The organism is Varibaculum cambriense, assembly GCF_032557235.1.
GTDB lineage: Bacteria > Actinomycetota > Actinomycetes > Actinomycetales > Actinomycetaceae > Varibaculum > Varibaculum cambriense_C.
Genome location: NZ_JAWGMB010000010.1, coordinates 15,234 through 33,708, shown reverse-complemented (window position 1 = coordinate 33,708; position 18,475 = coordinate 15,234). Strand labels below are relative to the sequence as shown.

Genomic DNA, 18,475 nt, shown 5'->3' with positions numbered 1-18,475 from the left:
ATGATTCTAAGCGTTAAAGGACGTCTGTTTCATCTTTCGTAGCCGGTTTTGGCCGGTTTTGTGACCAGTTGCCCCCTGATTCGCTTCCCGGCAAGTCAAAAAGTGAGGCTTCCGCGCCTCGGTTTGGGGCAGTGATCCCCAGGTGAGTAAACGCATTATCGGTAGCAACTCTCCCGCGAGGAGTCCGCGCAATGAAGCCTTCCCGCACCAGGTAAGGCTCCGAAACAGTTTCTACGGTTTCGGGTTCCTCCCCCACGGAAACAGCCAAAGTGGTCAGCCCCACCGGTCCGCCAGCAAAGCGTTTGCACAGAGCCTCTAAGACCGAACGATCCAAACGATCTAAACCGGCCGGGTCTACCTCGAACAGGTCGAGGGCGGCTTTAGCGGCTTCCAAAGAGAGGGTACCGTCTCCATGTACCTGGGCATAGTCGATTACTCGGCGGAGCAAACGGTTAGCAATTCGGGGGGTTCCTCGCGAACGTGCCGCCATTTCTGAGGCTGCCCGCGGATCTAGTTCCGCCTCCATCAAGCGCGCTGATCGGGTTAAAACTTGTTCTAATTCGGCGGTGCTGTAATAGTCCAAATGGGCAGTAAAACCAAAACGATCCCGCAAAGGCGCAGGTAGCAATCCAGAACGAGTAGTAGCGCCCACCACTGTAAACGGGGGCAGAGTCAAGGGAATCGAGGTCGCACCCGGGCCTTTACCCACCACTACATCGACGCGAAAATCTTCCATCGCCAGGTAGAGCATTTCTTCGGCGGTGCGCGCCAAGCGGTGGATCTCGTCGATAAACAGCACGTCTCCCTCTTGCAGAGCGGAAAGAATCGCAGCTAAATCGCCCGCGTGTTGAATCGCCGGCCCGGAGGTTAGCCGAAGGGAAGTTCCGGTCTCGTGGGCAATAATCATCGCCAGGGTAGTTTTTCCTAAACCAGGCGGCCCGGCTAAAAGTACATGATCAGGGGTAGCTCCCCGCCCGATAGCTGCTTTTAGCACCAAATCTAACTGGCGGCGGATTTTTTCTTGCCCTACGAAAGAGTCCAGATCTTTCGGACGCAACGCTGCCTCGGCAGCTCGTTCGACCTCATCTGCTCCCGGCCCTACCGGTGAGCTAATCGCCCATTCGTTTGTTTCTTCCACCTTTTTCCCCTATGCGTGATGCTTACCCAGCAATTGTAAGGCCGCCCGTAAAAGCTCTGGGACTTGGGCCCTCGAATTAGCTTCAGCCGCTTCTTTAACCGCCTTTTGTGCCAGTGGGGTTCGCCAGCCTAGCTGTTCTAGGGCATGGCAAACCTCTTCGCGTTCGGCGCTGCCAATACCGCCGGTAGAGCCGGCCGCTTCTGCGGCAGGTTCGCCCAATTTATCCCCAATTTCTACCAGGATTCTTTGCGCAGATTTCTTACCCACCCCCGGAATCTGGGTGAGCGCCGCCAGGTCACCGCGGGAAACTGCTGCCCGCAATTCATCGGGACTAAATACCGCCAGAGCCGCCAATGCCAACTTTGGGCCGATCCCAGAAACCGTGATTAGAGTAGAGAAAATATCACGTTCGTCGCTTCCCGCAAAGCCGAAAAGTAGCCAGGCATCTTCCCTCACCACCAAGTGGGTTAAGATTTTTGTCTCTTGTCCCGCGGTCAAGGTCGACAAAGTGGCGGGAGTGGCAAAGAAACTATAGCCTACACCGGACACGTCAATAGTGGCTTTATCTAGCCTTACTTCCTCAATGGTTCCTGATAAATGCGTAATCATATAGAATCTCCGCTAGCTGGCTACGTAATAAACGCTATCCTACTGGCTCTTATTTCGCCTAAGCCGCGGATCAACCGCCCCGGTACGTCGGCTTGCTGCCTGCGCCTGTGCCCAGAGTTTTTGGGCGGGGGTGAGAGCTCCGCGGGCAGAAATCTTGCCCGATAAGGAAACGTTAACGGTACCATCCCGACTCGCTCCCTGCAGGCCGTCTTGACGCCAACCATGACAAATCGCGATCGCTAAAGCATCGGCAGCATCGGCAGGCCGTACCACTTTATCCATCCGTAAAATCCGTTGCACCATATGCTGCACTTGAGCTTTATCAGCTACCCCCGAGCCGGTAACTGCGGCTTTGACCTCCGAGGGGGTGTGGATAGCTAGCGGTAATTTGTGGGCGGCGGCTTCGCTCATAGCTATCCCCATCACCCACATGGTGGAGGTAACTGATTGCACATTGTCTTGCGCAAATACCCGCTCAATCGACATGACTTCCGGATGATGCTCTTCGATAGCTGCTGCAATCCGGCGACGAATCCTATCTAGGCGGAAATGGGAAGCCATATTTTGCGGAGACCGGGCGACCTCGACATGTACCAGCTGGGCGCGCCGCTGCGAATCCATATCAATGATCCCGATCCCGCAGCGAGTAAGACCGGGGTCAATCCCGATAATCCGCAAAGATGCAGCCTATTCTTCTTCCTCGTATTGGGCTTGTACCTCGGGGCTTACCGAGAGATTCGTGAATACGTCCTGTACGTCATCACTGTCTTCTAGGGCATCAATAAGCCGCATTACTTGGCGATATTTCGCCAGATCCAGCTCTGCTTGCGTGGTAGCTTTCCACTGGGTTTCAGCCGAGTCGTAGTCAATGCCGGCATCTTGCAAGGCCTTGCGCACCTCAACTAGATTTGTGGGATCACAAACGATTGTGAAGGTTTCCGCACCTTCCTCTACCTCTTCGGCGCCTGCATCTAGAACCGCCATCAAAATGGTATCTTCGTCTACGCCCTCGGCCTTAGCTACCTCGATAGCTCCGATCCGGTTGAATAGGTAGGAAACGGAACCAGGATCAGCCAGGTTGCCGCCGTTCTTACTAAAGGCTGTACGCACATCGGCCGCAGCGCGGTTCTTGTTGTCGGTAAGACACTCGACCAGCATTGCTACCCCGCCAGGGCCATAACCTTCATAAGAGATGGTTTGCCAGTCCGCCCCACCTGCTTCTGCACCAGAACCACGGTTAACTGCCCGTTTGATGTTATCGGCCGGTACCGAGTTCTTTTTCGCCTTTTGGATCGCATCAAATAAGGTGGGGTTTCCCGCCGGATCCCCGCCGCCAGTACGGGCTGCTACCTCGATATTCTTAATCAAACGGGCAAATAGTTTTCCCCGTTTAGCGTCGATTGCCGCTTTCTTATGTTTGGTGGTAGCCCACTTTGAGTGACCCGACATTCGCTCTCCTTATTCCCGCTAGCACAATTAGTTTTCGAAATACCAAGCCTGATTTTAGCGCTTTTGCACCCTAACCGTCTAAACAGGCTTAATCATAGACGGTCTCTAGGCGGCCATCCCACCCGCTTAGCCACTGCTGCGCTAAGGCTGGCAGGCAATTTGGGTAAATAGTTTCTCGCTTAGCCAAGTACGGCAGTTCGTCCAGCCGAATCCAGCGAACCGCCTCTAAAAGCTGTTTTTCCGAGGATGTCCAATCAGCAGTGACAATCTGGGGACCTTCCTCGTTTAAACGCACTAAGAAAAAATGTTCTGCCTGGATAGCCCATAGTTTACGAAATTTTAATAGGGATTCGCGGTAAAGCACCGGCCCTTGAAGTTGCTCAGGCCTCAGCTCTAACCCGGTTTCCTCTTTGAGTTCACGCAAGGCAGCCTGCGCGCGAGTTTCTCCGTCCTCAATGCCACCTCCGGGGGTGAACCACCAGCGATGGGTAGGGTCAGAAAAATCATGGCCACTGATTAAGAGGAGGCGCTCTAAGGAATCAATGACCACTACCCTGGCAGCGTGGCGTCCCGGGTAGCCATCGGCATCGACCACCCAGTCTGAGCCGAGAGGATTTCCTCCGTTAGGCGGAAAAGGATTTGGGAGGGGACGCGACAGATGAAAACCGGAGTTCACTCTAGGAACGCCCCATCCGGTATGCTCCGACCGCAGTACAGGCAACAGCAAAATGTCTCCGCGCCGCCAGTAGCTGCTTCACGGCTTCCTCGTTCTCTTTTTCGATTCCCTCTGAGAGTCCGCGGTGAGAACTGGCGACATAGTTAAGCGCCAAGACCGTAGCCGCCTGTTGGAATTCTGACAATGCGCGGCGAGCAGCAGGCGAGATAGTACGCGCCGACCGTCGAGCCCGACGCCTGCCAGACAGTGAACAGAGCATTTGTGCTTCACGCACATCGATCCAACCAGCGCCAATGTATGCCTGGAGACCACTTTCGATGGCATTACGTTGACGTACCGACACCACCAGGTTAATTATTAGCCAAGTGATGAACATCGGCCCCCAGAAAAACACATAGGAAACCACGAAAAGCAGCGCCGAATAGGTTGCCAATCCGTTCCAGGCAGCGTGCAGGCAGATAGCAGAAACCAGACCAGAAGCAGGAAGAATGAAACGCATTTTTGGCGAGGCGATCCGGGTAAGCGCCATTCCCACTGCCAGACCAAAAATCGAAGTGTAAACGGTGTGACCAAAAGGTCCCAGCATTGCCCGCATAAAGAAAACTACCGGGAGTTGTTCGTAAAACCTCGCAAAGTAAAGCACATTTTCGGTGAAAGCAAAGCCAGCAGCGAGGATTCCGGCTATCACTACCCCATCTAGCGGACTTTTCACTGAGCGGCGCCTGGCCAACATGATGATGACTACCCCGAGACCTTTTAAAGACTCTTCAACTATGGGAGCCACAATGGTGGCTAGCAGTCCAAAAGATTGAAAAGGAGTAGGCCCCACATCTACTGACTGCAGGGCTTTCCCGGACATAGTGTTAAGCCCCAACGCACATACGGAGGCGATCCCTGCCCCCCAAAGGAACGCGATTACTAGTAACCACCAGGGTTTTGGCGCCCAGCGATCTAGCCACACCATCACAATGACCACCACCGCCATCGGCAGCAACGCGGCAAATACCGCCCCGATAGTGGTGGTTATTGATTCTTCTGAAGAAATAAAAAGTGCCAAATAGGTAAGTCCGCCCCCGGCAGCCAGCAAACACGCTAATTCTAGCCAGGGGAACGAGCGCAGGCGCGAACGTCTGTTGGCTTTTTCCGCTCCAGGATCGACCAGTAGTGGCTGAGCAGATACCCGCTGGGAGACAGCAGGATGAGGAATCAGAGGATCCGCAGGTAAACTGAGAGCATCAAAACTGTAACTGGCAACTAGCTGTTCGGTTACCGGAGGATAGTTGGTGCCCATTTCCGCCTTAACGGGGGAATCCGGCAGATATTCGGGATTCGATTGGCTCACCTGTTCCTCCTTTCTGGAGCTACCTCTAGTCTAAACTGGAAGATTAGTTTTTCTCTTCTTTGCACTGACAAAACTTACTAGCGGCCACGCCCGCTGTCTTTTTTATCTTCCCGACAGCGTTCATAGACTGCTAGAACTTGGTCAGTTACGATTGACCAGTCATAACGCTGCGCCCCTTGATGTCCGCAACTAGCTAGTCGGGAGGCTGCTTGTCTATTCTCACACACTGCTAGCAACTTTTCAGCCAGCGAATTTGCGTCCTCGGAAGTAAAAATTTCCCCAAGCCTGCCCTCTTGAAGTACCGCAGAGAAAGCGGGAATTGAGGAAGCAACGACCAGACAATTAGCTGCCATTGCTTCTACCAGTACAATCCCGAAGGATTCTCCCCCGGTTTGGGGAGCAATATAGGCGGTAGCGGATTTAAAAAGCGACTTTTTTTCCTCCTCACTAAGCACACCCAAAAACTCTACGCTTTTCCCAAAAGGCTCAAGGGCAGCGCGTGCTTTACTTCCCGTGCCCGGACCGGCAATTAAGAAGCGGGCGGCAGGGTATTTTTCTAGCACCTTCGGGATGGCTTCCACTAGGATCGACAGGCCTTTTCGGGGTTCATCTAGGCGCCCTAAGAAACAAAACACTGGCGATTCTTCACTTTGTTGCCACTTTGGGCTGGGACTTGCCCCAGCGAACGCCTGGAAGTCAACCCCATTGGGAATCACCGTGGCATCCCCATCTTGATAGCGTTGCAAAGTGCGCCTTGCTTCCTCTGATACCGCGATTTGCGCACTGAGCTTCTCTTTTACCGATTGCACCACCGGTTTGCCCAGGGTATAGAGCAGTGATCTTTCCAGGGCAGCATGGAAGGTACCCACTACCGGACAGCGCGCATGTTGCAATGCAATTAGAGATACCGAGGGCGTGGCTGGTTCGTGCACATGCAAAATATCGAAATCACTGGTGGTAACCCATTGGCGAGTGCGAGCCGCCACCCGCGGCCCAAATGCCAGGCGAGCAATAGAACCGTTATAGGGAATCGCGAAAGTTTTTCCGGCATTTATGAATCCATCCTCGCTATAATCCGTTTCTACCGGGGCAAATACTGAAACTTCATGTCCGCGTTTACGCAACTCCTGCGCCTGGTCGCGCACATGAAACTGCACTCCCCCCGGAACGTCATAAGCATAGGGACAAACGATTCCTATTTTCATAGCTGCGTCTCCTGCTTTGCGCGTTCGCGAGCTCGCGCTAAACGCTCCGGATCGAGATCAGGTACAAACAATTTTTGTAGCATGAACCAGGACTCGGGGGATTCCCTAATCATTTCCCCAACCCGGCTAGCCCAATCCTTAGTCATATTTTCTACTCTATCTGGCTTTATTGGCCCGGAAATGTTTATCACTATTCCCCAGCGGGAACCGGCTGCTCCCGAGCGGGCGCGCCCTAACTTTTCCAAAGCGATATGTCCGCAGTAAAGCGGGGCGTTAATCTTTGTGGCAAGCGCCGCTGGCCCCGCTGCGACCAGAGCTTTAGTTTTCCCGATAGTAACTTCGATCCCGCGACCGGTAATATCGCGATCAGCCAGCAAAGGAATCAGGTAGTTTTTTTCGCCGGCAGCCGCCACTAGCTTAGGGAACGGCTTTTCGCCCTTTTCCACCGCAATTATCCGCATATTAGCTTGGCGGCGCACTCGAGTAAAAGCTTGGAATAGAGCTTCCGGTTTTACTTTTTCGGCTACCGTAAGTACCGGGATTACTTCTTTACTTGCAAAGTAACCCGCTAAATCCCAGTTTCCGGAATGGGTAAGCGCTAAGCAAACATTGCCGCGCCCGCAGTCTTCCAGTAATGATTCCCGATCCCCGCCGATCCGCACCCGAGACAGCAGCTGGGAGTCAGAAAAGTTTCCCAATAAAGCGGTTTCGGAAAATAACCGCATATATCCTTTTAGACCCTGGCGCACAGTTTCTTCGATTTTGTTGTCGGCGATCCCCAAGTGCAGCAGGTTTTTCCGATATTGCTGAGCGCCAGAAGTATTTATCCGGTAGAGCACTTCCCCGATCAAATTCCCGATCCCCTGGGCAAGAGGCAACGGCACCTGCGACAGCAGTTTTAAGCCTGAGCGCGCAAGGTGCTCGTTCGAAAAAATACCAGTTTTCACTTATTTAAGGTGCTTTCTGACGTAAAAAATTCTTTGCCCCACGGTTATGAAACTAGCGATAGCCACCCAGGAAAGAGCAACCGGAAAACAAACCAAGGGAGCCCCCAGATCAGTAATACCTGCCCCCACTAAGGCGACTACTAGGCGATCGGTGCGCTCCCCGATTCCCACTTTGGCGACTACCCCGAAGGATTCGCCGCGAGCCCGCACATAGGGAACCGCGCCTGCTCCCACCAGGGCGCAAATACCGGCGATTATGGTGCCGGTGCGGATTCCTCCCGGAGCCATTCCGCTAATCGCCCAATAAAGCAGGGAACCAAAAATAGCGCCGTCAGCTAGGCGATCTAAAGAGGAATCAAGGAACGCCCCAAATTCACTGGTTTGCTTGGTGAGGCGCGCGAGTACCCCATCAAGGGAATCCGCGAAAGCGGTTATCCCAATCAAGATTCCCCCTAGTGCTAAATACCCCCGTGCCAGCAGCCCTATTGCGAGCGCCATATTGATTACGGTACCGGCAACAGTCACCATATTCGGGGTTACCCCCGCTTTGGCTAAGAGCTTAGCGGGGGAAGTAAAAATAGCGCGGGCGAGACCTCTTCCATGGTTTCCAAGCATTAACTACCCCTTGTCTACTCCTGCCAGCCACTGGCTAGTTGCTCGCGTGCCTGCCCTAAAAGCTGCGGCACTGCCTTAGTACGGGCAATCAGGGGGAAGAAATTAGCGTCTCCTGCCCAGCGAGGAACAATATGTTGGTGCAGGTGTCCAGCGATGCCCGCTCCGGCAACTTCGCCTTGATTCATCCCCAGGTTAAAACCGTCCGGGTTCGCTACCTTTTTCAAGGTTCTAATCGCCCTCGTAGTTACTTCCCCAAATTCGGCGCGCTCGTCTTCTTCAAGCTCGATATATTCAGAGATATGCCGGTAGGGACAGATCAACATATGTCCCGAGTTATAGGGGAACAGGTTCATAAGGGCGAAAACTTTTTCGCCTCTATACACGATGAGGGCGTCCTCGTCACTGCGATGCGGGGCGGCGCAAAACGGACAGTCTTCGCTCTTCTTAGTCTGCGGGCGTTCTTCACCCGAAATATATACCTGACGGTGGGGAGTCCACAGGCGTTGGAACGCATCGGGAACAGCCCCGAAAGCGCGCGAATCCTCTGTTGGTAGCGAAGTCGAATCCAGCGACGTCATCTGCTATTTCCGTTCTGCAATCGCAGCAGTGATCTTGGTGATTGCTTGCTCGATCGGCACCCCGTTTTCTTGACTACCGTCCCGGTAACGGAAGGAAACCGCTCCCGCCTCGGCGTCCTCTCCCCCCGCAATTAGGGTAAAGGGGATTTTATCTTTAGAGGCGTTACGGATTTTCTTACCGAAGCGGTCATCGGAGGTATCAACCTCTACCCGGACTCCTTGTTTGCGTAGCTGGTCAGCAACCTCGAATAGGTAATCATTAAAGGCTTCGGCTACCGGTACGCAGCGTACCTGTACCGGAGAGAGCCAAGCCGGGAAAGCGCCCGCGTAGTGTTCTAGCAGCACCCCGAAGAAACGTTCGATGGAGCCAAACAAGGCACGGTGAATCATAACCGGACGCTGGCGGGAGCCATCGGCGGCCGTATAAGTGAGGTCGAAACGTTCCGGCAGGTTAAAGTCCAACTGGATAGTTGACATTTGCCAGGTACGTCCGATCGCGTCCTTAGCTTGTACCGAGATTTTTGGCCCGTAGAAGGCAGCCCCACCCGGATCGGGTACCAGTTTCAGACCGGAAGCAGTCGCTACCTCTTCCAGAGTGCGAGTAGCTTCTTCCCAAGTATCATCGTCGCCTACAAACTTAGCGGGATTCTTAGTGGACAGTTCTAAATAGAAATCCTCGAGACCGAAATCTTTCAGCAAATCAAGAACGAAAGTCAGTAGACTGGCCAGCTCGTCTCGCATCTGCTCGCGAGTGCAGTAAATGTGGGAATCATCTTGCGTGAATCCGCGCGCGCGGGTTAGTCCGTGCACCACCCCGGATTTTTCGTAGCGGTAGACGGTACCGAACTCGAAAAGACGCAGCGGCAACTCGCGGTAAGAACGCCCTTTAGAAGCGAAAATCAGGTTATGCATGGGGCAATTCATGGGTTTCAGGTAGTAGTCTTGCCCCTGTTTGGTGATATTGCCTGCCTGGTCGTGCTCTTCGTCCAGGTGCATGGGCGGATACATGCCATCTGCATACCAATCTAGGTGACCAGAGGTTTTGAACAGGTCTGCTTTGGTGATGTGGGGACTGTACACAAAGGAATATCCGGATTCGATATGCCGCTTACGGGAGTATTCTTCCATTTCGTTGCGGATAACCGCGCCTTTGGGGTGGAATACCGGCAGACCGGAACCAATCTCGTCCGGGAAAGAGAACAGATCCAGTTCGCGTCCCAGTTTACGGTGGTCGCGCCGTTCGGCTTCACGCGTACGGGTTTGATAAGCAACTAGATCATCTTTGCTGGCCCAGGCAGTGCCGTAAATACGCTGCAGGTGATCATTTGCTTGATCACCTTTCCAATAGGCTGCGGAAGACTTGGTGAGGGCGAAGCCGTTACCGATATAGCGGGTATTAGGCACATGCGGCCCGCGGCACAGATCTTTCCAGGCGCGCTGCCCGTTGCGGTCTACATTGTCATAAATGGTAAGCTGACCTGCTCCGACTTCTACGCTGGCTCCTTCCGCCTGATCCGAGCCGTGACCTTTGGATTCAATCAGTTCCAGCTTGTAGGGTTGATCGGCTAGTTCGCGGCGGGCTTCCTCGTCACCTACTTCCCGACGCACAAAACGCTGCCCGCTTTTGACGATTTTCTTCATCCGTTTTTCCAAGTCTTTTAACAGCTCGGGGGTTACCGGATCGATATTGCCAAAATCGTAGTAAAAACCGTCAGTTATGTAGGGACCTACTCCCAGGTTGGCATCAGGGTAAATCTGTTGCACCGCTTGGGCGAGGACGTGGGTGGCGGAGTGGCGAATAATTTCTAACCCGGCTTCGCTGTCAGCGGTAATCGGTTCTACCTGGGCGCCCTCGGGAAGGGTACGCGCCAGGTCCCAGGGTTCACCCGCGACCCGCATAGCTACCACGCTGCGGTCTTTGCCCCACAGATCTAGGCCGGTACAAGTGGCAGCTACCTCTTGAATTTCTCCTGCAATCTGGACGTTAATCAGTCCTGCTGCCTGTGCTGCCACGTTCGATCCTCCTAGTTACGGATAAGTAATTACCTGGCTATTCTACCTACGAGGCCATTGCGATTAAAATGTAAGGGTTGCTACTTACCCTACTAGCGGAGGGCAGTTTCACGCTCGTTGGTCGTTATGCGCCTAGCCCGACTGGCGCTTTGCATTTGGGGAATCTGCGTACCGCCCTGATCGGGTGGGCGCTAGCTCGGCAAAGCGGCGGGCGTTTTGTGCTGCGTTTTGAGGATTTAGATGCCCGCTCCCGGGGGCCTTTCCGCGGCCTGCAACTGGCAGATTTAGCGACTCTCGGGATTGATTGGGATGGGGAACCTTTGGTGCAGTCAAAGTGCCACAGCCGCTACGAGGAGGCGTTTGCGCAGCTTGAAGCCGAGGGAATGGTTTATGAATGTTACTGTTCGCGCCGAGAGTTATCACAGATAGCTTCTGCCCCGCATACTCCTCCCGGAGCCTACCCCGGGCATTGTCGCGACCTCACCCCCACCGAGCGTGCGTGGAAAAGGGAAGAATTGGCGGCAAGAGGACGCGGCCCAGCGTTTCGCCTGCGCACTAATGAGCAAACTTTGACCTTTACTGACGCGGTTTATGGGCAGCAAACCGGGATAGTAGATGATTTCGTGTTGCGCCGCTCGGATGGAGTGTTTTCTTATAACTTCGTTTGCGTGGTTGACGACGCCTATCAAGGGGTAAACCAGGTGTGCCGCGGGAGGGATTTACTTTCTTCGGTTGCCCGGCAAAACTACCTGCACCAGCTATTAGGATCCACCCCGCCCACATGGGTGCATGTTCCCTTAGTGCTCAATGATAAGGGTCAGCGCCTGGCGAAACGCGATGGAGCCGTCACTTTAGAACAGCTGCGAGAGTGCGGGATAGAAAGCGCGCAAGTGATCTGGATGTTCGCGACCTCCCTAGGGTTCCCGCCTGCCAATACTGTTAAGGAGTTCCTAGCGCACTTTGACTTAGACCATATGAGCCGCGAGGATTGGCGATTTACCGCGCCCGTCCCACTTAGTGCGCAACCTTAGCTACGCAAAAATAGAACAGAGGTATTACCCTGCCTACTATCCCCAGTGGGAACGCAGCGGCTGCCCCCCATAAAAGTCACCGAGGACGCGCTGTTTATATGCCGGATACTCGCCCTCAATAATTGATTGTCTAATCCCCCGCACCAGCTGGACGGTGAAGTATTCGTTGTGGATGGTTGCCAGGGTAAAACCCAACATTTCTTTGGCTTTAAACAGGTGATGTAGGTACGCAATGGAATAGTTCTGGCAGGTGTAACAGTTACAACCGGCAACTGGAGCCTGAAAATCGCGTTTAAATTCGGAGCGGGTCAGATTAAAGCGCCCATAACGTCCGTAAAGACCGCCGTTGCGTCCTATCCGAGAGGGATTTACACAATCAAAGGTGTCCGCCCCAGCCTCTACCCCGGCAAAAATATCGTCCGGTTCACTTAGACCTAACAGGTGACGGGGTTTTTCCTCCGGAAGCTCTTCACAAACCCAATCCACGATAGTGGCCAAGTTTTCTTTTTCGAACGCGCCCCCGATTCCAAAACCATCGAAGCTGCGCCCTGCCACTTCCATCGCAGATAAATCGCGGGAGGCTTTACGTCGCAAATCTTCATATTGCGCCCCTTGGATAACCCCATACAGCATTTGATAGGGCTTATCGGCGCGCTCAACGGTGAGACGCTCATGTTCTGCCAGGCAACGCTCCGCCCAGCGCCGGGTACGCTCTAGGGATTCCACTTGGTATTCGCGTGAATTCAGTAAAGTAGTGAGCTCATCGAAGGCCATCATAATATCGGCGCCCAGCTGGTGCTGGATCTGCATCGAAACTTCGGGAGTAAAGCGATGCCGAGAACCATCCAGGTGGGAACGGAAGGTCACGCCCTCCTCATCTACATGCGCATGGCGCTCTTTTTTTGCTGCCACCGTATGATCGGCGCGTCCCGAACCGGTGAACTCTCCAGAGAGCACTTTCTTGTATCCCGACCCTAGCGAGAGCACCTGGAATCCGCCCGAGTCAGTAAAAGTAGGACCATTCCAGTTCATAAAGCGAGCGAGCCCGCCTGCCTGGTCAATAACTTCCGGCCCGGGTTGCAAATAGAGGTGATAGGCGTTCGATAGAATCGCGGCGGCACCCAGCTCTTTCATAGTCTCGGGCAGCACCGTTTTCACCGTCGCTTTGGTACCCACCGGGATAAATGCCGGGGTGGGGATATCGCCGTGCGGGGTATGAATAATGCCGGCTCGTCCTCGCCTGCCGGGCAGCTCCGCAATTTTAGTGAACGTCAAGGCCGTACCTTTCGTGTTTCTTTACCCGGGCAATCACCAGATACGTAAAGGGCAGACAAAGGATTTCTACCGCGCATTTATACAGGTATCCGCCGAGGAAAATATAGATCAGCAACTGGGAGAAACTCATGATTCCCCCAAACGCGATAGTACAAAAAATAATGGAATCAACCAGTTCTCCCGCCAAGGTGGAGGTCACTAGGCGCACCCAAAGATTGTTCTCGCCCCAGCGCTCTTTGATTTTGACCAGCACATAGGCATTAAGCCAGTTGCCAAACACGTAACCGGCCATCGAGGCGATTACGATGCGGGGTACAAACCCGAGCACGCTTTGGAATGCCTCGTTATTTTGGTAGGAGGCTTCCGGCGGGAGCATTCCCACTACCCAAAAAGTCAGCGAGGCCATTACGGAAATCACGAAGCCCATGAGGATAGCGCGTTTAGCCGCCTTTAGTCCCCAGACTTCACTAATCACGTCACCTAAAACATAAGTTAGGGGAAATAAAATAGCTCCCCCATCAAAAACAATCGGCCCGATCTGAATCGCTTTAGTGGCACAAATATTGGCTATTAGTAGGAACGCCACGAAGAAAATAACGCAAATATCGAAAAGGCCGCGCGGCGTGCGGGCAAAGATCGCGGCATTTGCTGCTGTGGAAGCATTTTTTTCGAGGTCGCGGGGTTGCGGAGATAGAGATTCTTCAGATTTCGCCATAGTTGTCACCTGCCTAATCTAGCAGTCTCCCCGGGGTACTCGTCCAGTTAGCCCCCGACCGCAACTGTAGGTTCTTGTTTTTATGCTGCCTGGAGATAATTGTATTGTGTCGAGTAGATAGTCAGCCACACGGACAAGGGTTTTTCCTCCTGCCCATACCTATCACCAGGGGAACCAAAGAATATTTACTACCTGCGCAGGTACCAAGTGGCGCGGGCAGAGGTTTTATCCGAGTCGGCTAGGCGGGCGCAAAACTCGAAAAATGCCGGTGGCTTTTTCGAGTTTTTGGGCGGGAGGAAAAACCTCTGCCCGCGCCGAGCCTGAAAAAACGCAAAAACTATTTCCTACGTGAATGGCAGTGCTTACCTAGTTTTCGCCATCGGCCAGGCGGCGCAGCTCCGGCCATAACTCCGAGGCGATAGTGCGCCGCAAATCTTCGCGGGTACTATCATTTACCAGCTCAAAGTTGGCAATGGCGCGGCGTTGTTCTTCACTGGCTTGGGCGGCGATCCGGGCGTCAACTTGTTCCGGTTCTAAGCCGGATCGCTGCAGCAGTCGCTGGTAACGCTGTTTGAGGGGCGCGCTGACTGCCACGATCACGTCAAAAGCACGCGCGTTCGGGTTTTCGGCCAGCAACGGAATATCGTAAATACCGATGTCTCCGGGGGTTAGGGACGCGAAGAAACGGTCGGAAAGAAACGCAATATAGGGGTGAGTTATCGATTCTAGGAGGCGGCGAGCCTCGGGATTATTAAACACGATCGCGGCGAGGGCGCGGCGGTCAACGCCACTTTCCCACTCGGGATGATCAAAAGCGCGGGCAATATCGGGCGCTAAATCGACCAATGCCTGCCCTGCCAGTTCATCGGCGCTGCAAGTCTTAGCCCCTAGCGCTTTCAAGGTTTGTACCGCGGTGGATTTACCGGAACCGATACCTCCAGTTACCGCCACGGAGAGGGCGTTTGTGGGCGAGGCCGCTGCCCAGCGGGCTCCTCGATCCGGGTTACGGTAAATCAATAGTTCACTCACGATGCCAGCCTATCTATCTGGACTGCTTCCACCCAAGCTAAAATTTTCTGTCTATACCCGAGCAATGGAGGCCAGAAGATATTAGTACCTAGTTCCCGGCGATAACCTCGTTTACTTTGACCAGCCCAGCACGTAGTTTTCTTTGGACTCATCAAGCGCGTACCAAAGGATATTTCCTTGAGAATCTTCCCATACTGCAAACCAATAGTATCCCCGGTATTTAGGATCTTGGGCAGAAAAAGACAGTGAGGCTTGAGCATTACGAAAAGGAAACAGATCGGGTAGCGTTGCTGGGTCATCATCGGAATCAATCGGGTTAATGCAGCCTTCTGGGGGCACCACTGCTGAGTAGATTCCATCTTGGTATCTAACTACATCATTAGCAATAACTCGATATTGTGCCTGCTCAGTCCGAGTGACGGCAGTCAAAAGAACATCGCTAGCACCAGAGGAGACCATGTCGCTCCACCCGATTTCACTAAATAAGTATTTAGCATCAAGTCCATATCCCTCTGCTGCGGACAAATCCACAGCAAATAGTGCCTCGGAATGATCACCACCTCCACATAAAGGGCCATAGCTAGGAGGAATTAGTTTCGAATCCATCAACTTTGGCTTTTGACTTTGGGGATCCCAAATCCACACCAGTATCTGTTCGACTCGCCCTTGAAAAGTACGTTCTCCCTCGTCTCTTTCCGGTATCTCTCCTCCAGCAGTTTGCAAATAGAGAACCTGGGCGAAATCCAGGTAGCCATCACCATTGATATCGGCATAGACCTTGTCGTTCTGCCTGATACCAACGGCTAGGCCTATATCCCGGCCTGGGTCTGAAGAAGACTTGAACCTGCCATCCGTGAGTTTTCGCGGCTCACCCGAAGCATTAGTTATATCAATATTGTTAAAATCCACCTTCTTAATCGCATCCCAGCCGGCAGGCTTTTGGGCACCGGAATCAGGCGCCCCGGGTACATCAAATCTTTGGTAACTGATTTTGCCCTGCTTATCGGTTAGGCGAGTTGCCCAAATGGATTTACTATTGGCGGCTATGGCCGGTTGCCCCGGCAGACCAGTTTCCCAGATAGTCTTACCTTTTTGCAGATAGCGCACCGTTTTAGCCTGCTTTGCGTTAGGCTCAGCGCAGACCGTAACCTGACTGTCTTGGTAGATTGCCTCCCCCGTGCACTCGCCAGTTTTCGCGCCAGCATCCGAGGCCGGCTTATACTTCTCCCCTAGCGCGCCCTTACAAACTATCTGTCCCCCGAATGCCTCATAGGGTTGCGCCAGCCCATTATCGCAGGCAGGCAAACTAAAAGGTTCCCCTTTAGCTTTCCCGTCCCCAGATAGTGGCTGAGCACTAGCCCCTTCACTCGTAATAAAAATTAGCCAGATATCTAGGCTCTCTTTAACCATCACCGCCGGACTGGATTCAGCAGCTACATAGGGAGTAAAAGAGTCAGTTTTTATCTGTTTATGTACTTCAATCACCGTGGAAACAGTGGGTGCTTTTTCCTTGGCTGCTCCCGCACCCAGTTTGCCGCTACCATCGGAAAGCACAAACACGTAGACGGTCAACACCAAATCTACCAGCACCAAGGTAACCAGCACCGCCAGCAGACGCAGCACCAAGCTGCCTTTATTACCGGCGTTACTGGAAGCTGGGGAAGCTAACATCGTCATCTACCTAACTCATAACCCGATATTTACCACAGCCCTATAGGGCTGCTACCAAGCAGCTGACCCGCGTCAGCGATTGTCGAAACCGGCAGTGAAAACACAGCAGGCAACGCCAAAATCTCCGGTTTTACCAGTACCAACAGCAAGAACCCTAGATAGGCAGTGGCGATAACAATCCCGATGATTAACAGCGCGACCGGTAATCTCGTAAAGGTCGGATTACTGCGTTCTGGCAAGTTAGCGTTAACAGAGCCCGCCAGATTAGGGACATGTCCCGCCACCGGGGGCTGATACCCCGCAGGAAATTCTGCCGGTACTGGCGCAGGCGGGGCTGCCGGCTGCGGATAGGCAGCACCCCCGCCCTGGTGGGGCTGGAGATAAGGATAGGGAGCATGCGCTGCCGGCTTCCCAGCAGGCAGAATCTTGCCGGGCGAGCCATAAGGGCTAGATTGTTGGGCACCCGGCTGAAAGGAGCTAGTTTTTTTGTCCGCATTATCGCTGCCCGGCATCTGCTTCATAGCTTCACGCTATCAGGCATTAATCCCCGGAAAGCGCCAGATAGAAAAATCAGAGCAAATATCCACATTTCAAGGCTCTGCCTTTAGAAATAAAACAGGGTGGGCAGAAGCATTTCTGCTTCTGCCCACCCTGAAAGTTAAGCGTCACAGCTCCTAGGTAGAACTGCGATTAACTGTTTATTCGCCAGTTAGCTTCTCGCGGAGAGCAGCTAGGGCTTCATCGGAAGCCAGAGTACCGGCCGAGTCTTCACTCTCGGTGGAGTAGCTAGCGTTCTCGGCGGGATCCGGACGAGTAGCGGCGGCTTCAGTGTCGGCTTCCAGAGCCTTAGCCACCTGCTCCTTGTGTGCCTTCCAACGGGCTTCTGCCTGGGCGTATTCTTCTTCCCAAGCTTCCCGCTGCGCCTCGTAGCCTTCCATCCATTCATTGGTTTCCGGATCGAAGCCTTCGGGGTACTTGTAGTTGCCCTCTTCATCGTATTCAGCAGTCATGCCATACAGCGAAGGATCAAACTCGGTAGTGTTGGGATCAACGCCCTCGTTCGCCTGCTTAAGCGACAGCGAAATCCGGCGACGATCCAGATCAATGTCGATAACCTTAACGAATACTTCTTCGCCAACTTTAACGACCTGCTCCGGTACCTCTACGTGACGCTGCGCCAGTTCAGAGATATGTACCAAACCTTCGATTCCGTCCTCGACCCGTACAAAAGCGCCGAAGGGAACCAGCTTGGTTACCTTGCCCGGCACCACTTGACCGATAGCGTGGGTACGGGCGAACGTCTGCCAAGGATCTTCCTGGGTGGCCTTCAAGGACAGCGAAACCCGTTCGCGATCCATATCCACATCCAGTACTTCGACCGAAACTTCCTGGCCAACTTCCACCACTTCGGAGGGGTGATCAATATGCTTCCAGGACAGTTCGGATACGTGCACCAGGCCGTCTACTCCGCCCAGGTCCACGAAGGCACCAAAGTTGACGATGGAGGAAACCACGCCGGAACGGATCTGACCCTTTTGTAAGGTATCCAAGAACTGGGTGCGTACCTCCGCTTGGGTTTGCTCCAACCAGGCACGACGGGAAAGCACCACGTTATTGCGGTTCTCATCCAGTTCAATAATCTTAGCTTCGAGCTCACGACCGATATAGGGAGCGAGGTCACGCACCCGGCGCATCTCAACCAGAGAAGCCGGCAAGAAACCACGCAGACCGATATCCAAAATCAGACCGCCCTTGACCACCTCGATCACGGTACCGGTGACCACGCCATCGGCTTCCTTGACCTTCTGGACGTCGCCCCAGGCACGCTCGTATTGGGCACGCTTCTTCGAAAGCAGTAAGCGCCCCTCCTTGTCTTCCTTCTGCAATACCAGGGCTTCGATTTCGTCGCCCACCTGGACAACGTCTTCGGGACTCACATCATGTTTGATGGATAGCTCGCGGGAGAGGATAACGCCCTCGGTTTTGTAACCAATATCGAGGAGGACTTCATCGCGGTCGACCCGCACGACAGTACCGGTAACGATGTCGCCATCGCCAAAGTACTTAATAGTTTTATCGATTGCAGCAAGTAGTTCTTCTTGTGAACCGATATCGTTTACGGCAACTTGATCCAGCTGCTCAGTAGAGGTGGTCATAGAGATAATTTCTCCAAAACGGACTT

At 53.6% G+C, this 18,475-nt stretch carries 18 protein-coding genes; 1 reads left to right on the top strand and 17 read right to left on the bottom strand.

Going from position 1 to position 18,475, the window contains the following annotated elements; genetic code table 11:
• Positions 1-13: 13 nt before the first annotated feature.
• From ruvB to thrS, 11 genes are all read right to left on the bottom strand, one after another.
• On the bottom strand, positions 14-1,138 hold the full coding sequence (gene ruvB, locus E6072_RS07835) for a Holliday junction branch migration DNA helicase RuvB (protein WP_316694919.1): 1,125 nt from the start codon (positions 1,136-1,138) through the stop codon (positions 14-16).
• A 9-nt stretch (positions 1,139-1,147) separates the two neighbouring features.
• Positions 1,148-1,747 (bottom strand): Holliday junction branch migration protein RuvA, encoded by a 600-nt coding sequence (gene ruvA / locus E6072_RS07830; protein ID WP_316694918.1) that lies wholly within the window; start codon positions 1,745-1,747, stop codon positions 1,148-1,150.
• Between the two features lie 39 nt (positions 1,748-1,786).
• Positions 1,787-2,425, bottom strand: a complete 639-nt coding sequence (locus E6072_RS07825) for a crossover junction endodeoxyribonuclease RuvC (RefSeq protein WP_316694917.1) — start codon at positions 2,423-2,425, stop codon at positions 1,787-1,789.
• 9 nt (positions 2,426-2,434) lie between these two features.
• On the bottom strand, positions 2,435-3,196 hold the full coding sequence (locus E6072_RS07820; protein WP_316694916.1) for a YebC/PmpR family DNA-binding transcriptional regulator: 762 nt from the start codon (positions 3,194-3,196) through the stop codon (positions 2,435-2,437).
• Between the two features lie 88 nt (positions 3,197-3,284).
• Positions 3,285-3,872: an NUDIX domain-containing protein gene (locus E6072_RS07815; protein WP_316694915.1), complete on the bottom strand. Its 588-nt coding sequence runs from the start codon at positions 3,870-3,872 to the stop codon at positions 3,285-3,287.
• Position 3,873: 1 nt separating this feature from the next.
• Positions 3,874-5,214: a PrsW family intramembrane metalloprotease gene (locus tag E6072_RS07810; protein WP_316694913.1), complete on the bottom strand. Its 1,341-nt coding sequence runs from the start codon at positions 5,212-5,214 to the stop codon at positions 3,874-3,876.
• A 77-nt stretch (positions 5,215-5,291) separates the two neighbouring features.
• Positions 5,292-6,419 (bottom strand): glycosyltransferase family 4 protein, encoded by a 1,128-nt coding sequence (locus E6072_RS07805; protein ID WP_316694912.1) that lies wholly within the window; start codon positions 6,417-6,419, stop codon positions 5,292-5,294.
• Positions 6,416-7,366, bottom strand: coding sequence for a phosphatidylinositol mannoside acyltransferase (locus E6072_RS07800; protein WP_316694910.1), 951 nt, complete (start codon positions 7,364-7,366; stop codon positions 6,416-6,418). The genes E6072_RS07805 and E6072_RS07800 overlap by 4 nt, the downstream gene beginning before the upstream one ends.
• Positions 7,367-7,981, bottom strand: a complete 615-nt coding sequence (gene pgsA / locus E6072_RS07795; RefSeq protein WP_316694908.1) for a phosphatidylinositol phosphate synthase — start codon at positions 7,979-7,981, stop codon at positions 7,367-7,369.
• A gap of 14 nt (positions 7,982-7,995) precedes the next feature.
• Positions 7,996-8,559 carry an HIT domain-containing protein gene (locus tag E6072_RS07790; protein ID WP_316694904.1) on the bottom strand — a complete coding sequence of 188 codons (564 nt, stop codon included), beginning with the start codon at positions 8,557-8,559 and terminating at the stop codon, positions 7,996-7,998.
• Between the two features lie 3 nt (positions 8,560-8,562).
• On the bottom strand, positions 8,563-10,572 hold the full coding sequence (gene thrS / locus E6072_RS07785; protein ID WP_316694903.1) for a threonine--tRNA ligase: 2,010 nt from the start codon (positions 10,570-10,572) through the stop codon (positions 8,563-8,565).
• Positions 10,573-10,649: 77 nt separating this feature from the next.
• Between thrS and gluQRS the strand changes: the two genes are divergently transcribed.
• Positions 10,650-11,603, top strand: coding sequence for a tRNA glutamyl-Q(34) synthetase GluQRS (gene gluQRS / locus E6072_RS07780; protein WP_316694901.1), 954 nt, complete (start codon positions 10,650-10,652; stop codon positions 11,601-11,603).
• 36 nt (positions 11,604-11,639) lie between these two features.
• On the opposite strand, the gene tgt is transcribed toward gluQRS, so the two are convergent.
• The 6 genes from tgt to rpsA all read right to left on the bottom strand — a co-directional run bounded on the left by tgt (position 11,640) and on the right by rpsA (position 18,449).
• Positions 11,640-12,878, bottom strand: coding sequence for a tRNA guanosine(34) transglycosylase Tgt (gene tgt / locus E6072_RS07775; RefSeq protein ID WP_316694899.1), 1,239 nt, complete (start codon positions 12,876-12,878; stop codon positions 11,640-11,642).
• Positions 12,865-13,593, bottom strand: a complete 729-nt coding sequence (locus E6072_RS07770; RefSeq protein ID WP_316694897.1) for a queuosine precursor transporter — start codon at positions 13,591-13,593, stop codon at positions 12,865-12,867. Before E6072_RS07770 ends, tgt begins: the two co-directional genes overlap by 14 nt.
• Before the next feature lie 366 nt (positions 13,594-13,959).
• A complete protein-coding gene (gene coaE / locus E6072_RS07765) occupies positions 13,960-14,622 on the bottom strand; it encodes a dephospho-CoA kinase (protein WP_316694895.1) in 663 nt (220 codons plus the stop codon).
• Positions 14,623-14,733: 111 nt separating this feature from the next.
• Complete coding sequence (locus E6072_RS07760) at positions 14,734-16,293, bottom strand: hypothetical protein (RefSeq protein ID WP_316694893.1); 1,560 nt, start codon at positions 16,291-16,293, stop codon at positions 14,734-14,736.
• Between the two features lie 29 nt (positions 16,294-16,322).
• Entirely contained in the window at positions 16,323-16,814 is a 492-nt protein-coding gene (locus E6072_RS07755; protein ID WP_316694891.1) for a hypothetical protein, read from the bottom strand.
• A gap of 177 nt (positions 16,815-16,991) precedes the next feature.
• Positions 16,992-18,449 (bottom strand): 30S ribosomal protein S1, encoded by a 1,458-nt coding sequence (gene rpsA, locus E6072_RS07750; RefSeq protein WP_022865380.1) that lies wholly within the window; start codon positions 18,447-18,449, stop codon positions 16,992-16,994.
• Positions 18,450-18,475: the final 26 nt, after the last annotated feature.

Bases quoted from the DNA above. Each gene is read 5' to 3' on its own strand.
- ruvA (WP_316694918.1), bottom strand. From the start codon at position 1,747: ATGATTACGCATTTATCAGGAACCATTGAGGAAGTAAGGCTAGATAAA.
- E6072_RS07820 (WP_316694916.1), bottom strand. From the start codon at position 3,196: ATGTCGGGTCACTCAAAGTGGGCTACCACCAAACATAAGAAAGCGGCA.
- E6072_RS07805 (WP_316694912.1), bottom strand. From the start codon at position 6,419: ATGAAAATAGGAATCGTTTGTCCCTATGCTTATGACGTTCCGGGGGGA.
- pgsA (WP_316694908.1), bottom strand. From the start codon at position 7,981: ATGCTTGGAAACCATGGAAGAGGTCTCGCCCGCGCTATTTTTACTTCC.
- E6072_RS07790 (WP_316694904.1), bottom strand. From the start codon at position 8,559: ATGACGTCGCTGGATTCGACTTCGCTACCAACAGAGGATTCGCGCGCT.
- E6072_RS07770 (WP_316694897.1), bottom strand. From the start codon at position 13,593: ATGGCGAAATCTGAAGAATCTCTATCTCCGCAACCCCGCGACCTCGAA.
- E6072_RS07760 (WP_316694893.1), bottom strand. From the start codon at position 16,293: ATGTTAGCTTCCCCAGCTTCCAGTAACGCCGGTAATAAAGGCAGCTTG.
- E6072_RS07755 (WP_316694891.1), bottom strand. From the start codon at position 16,814: ATGAAGCAGATGCCGGGCAGCGATAATGCGGACAAAAAAACTAGCTCC.
- rpsA (WP_022865380.1), bottom strand. From the start codon at position 18,449: ATGACCACCTCTACTGAGCAGCTGGATCAAGTTGCCGTAAACGATATC.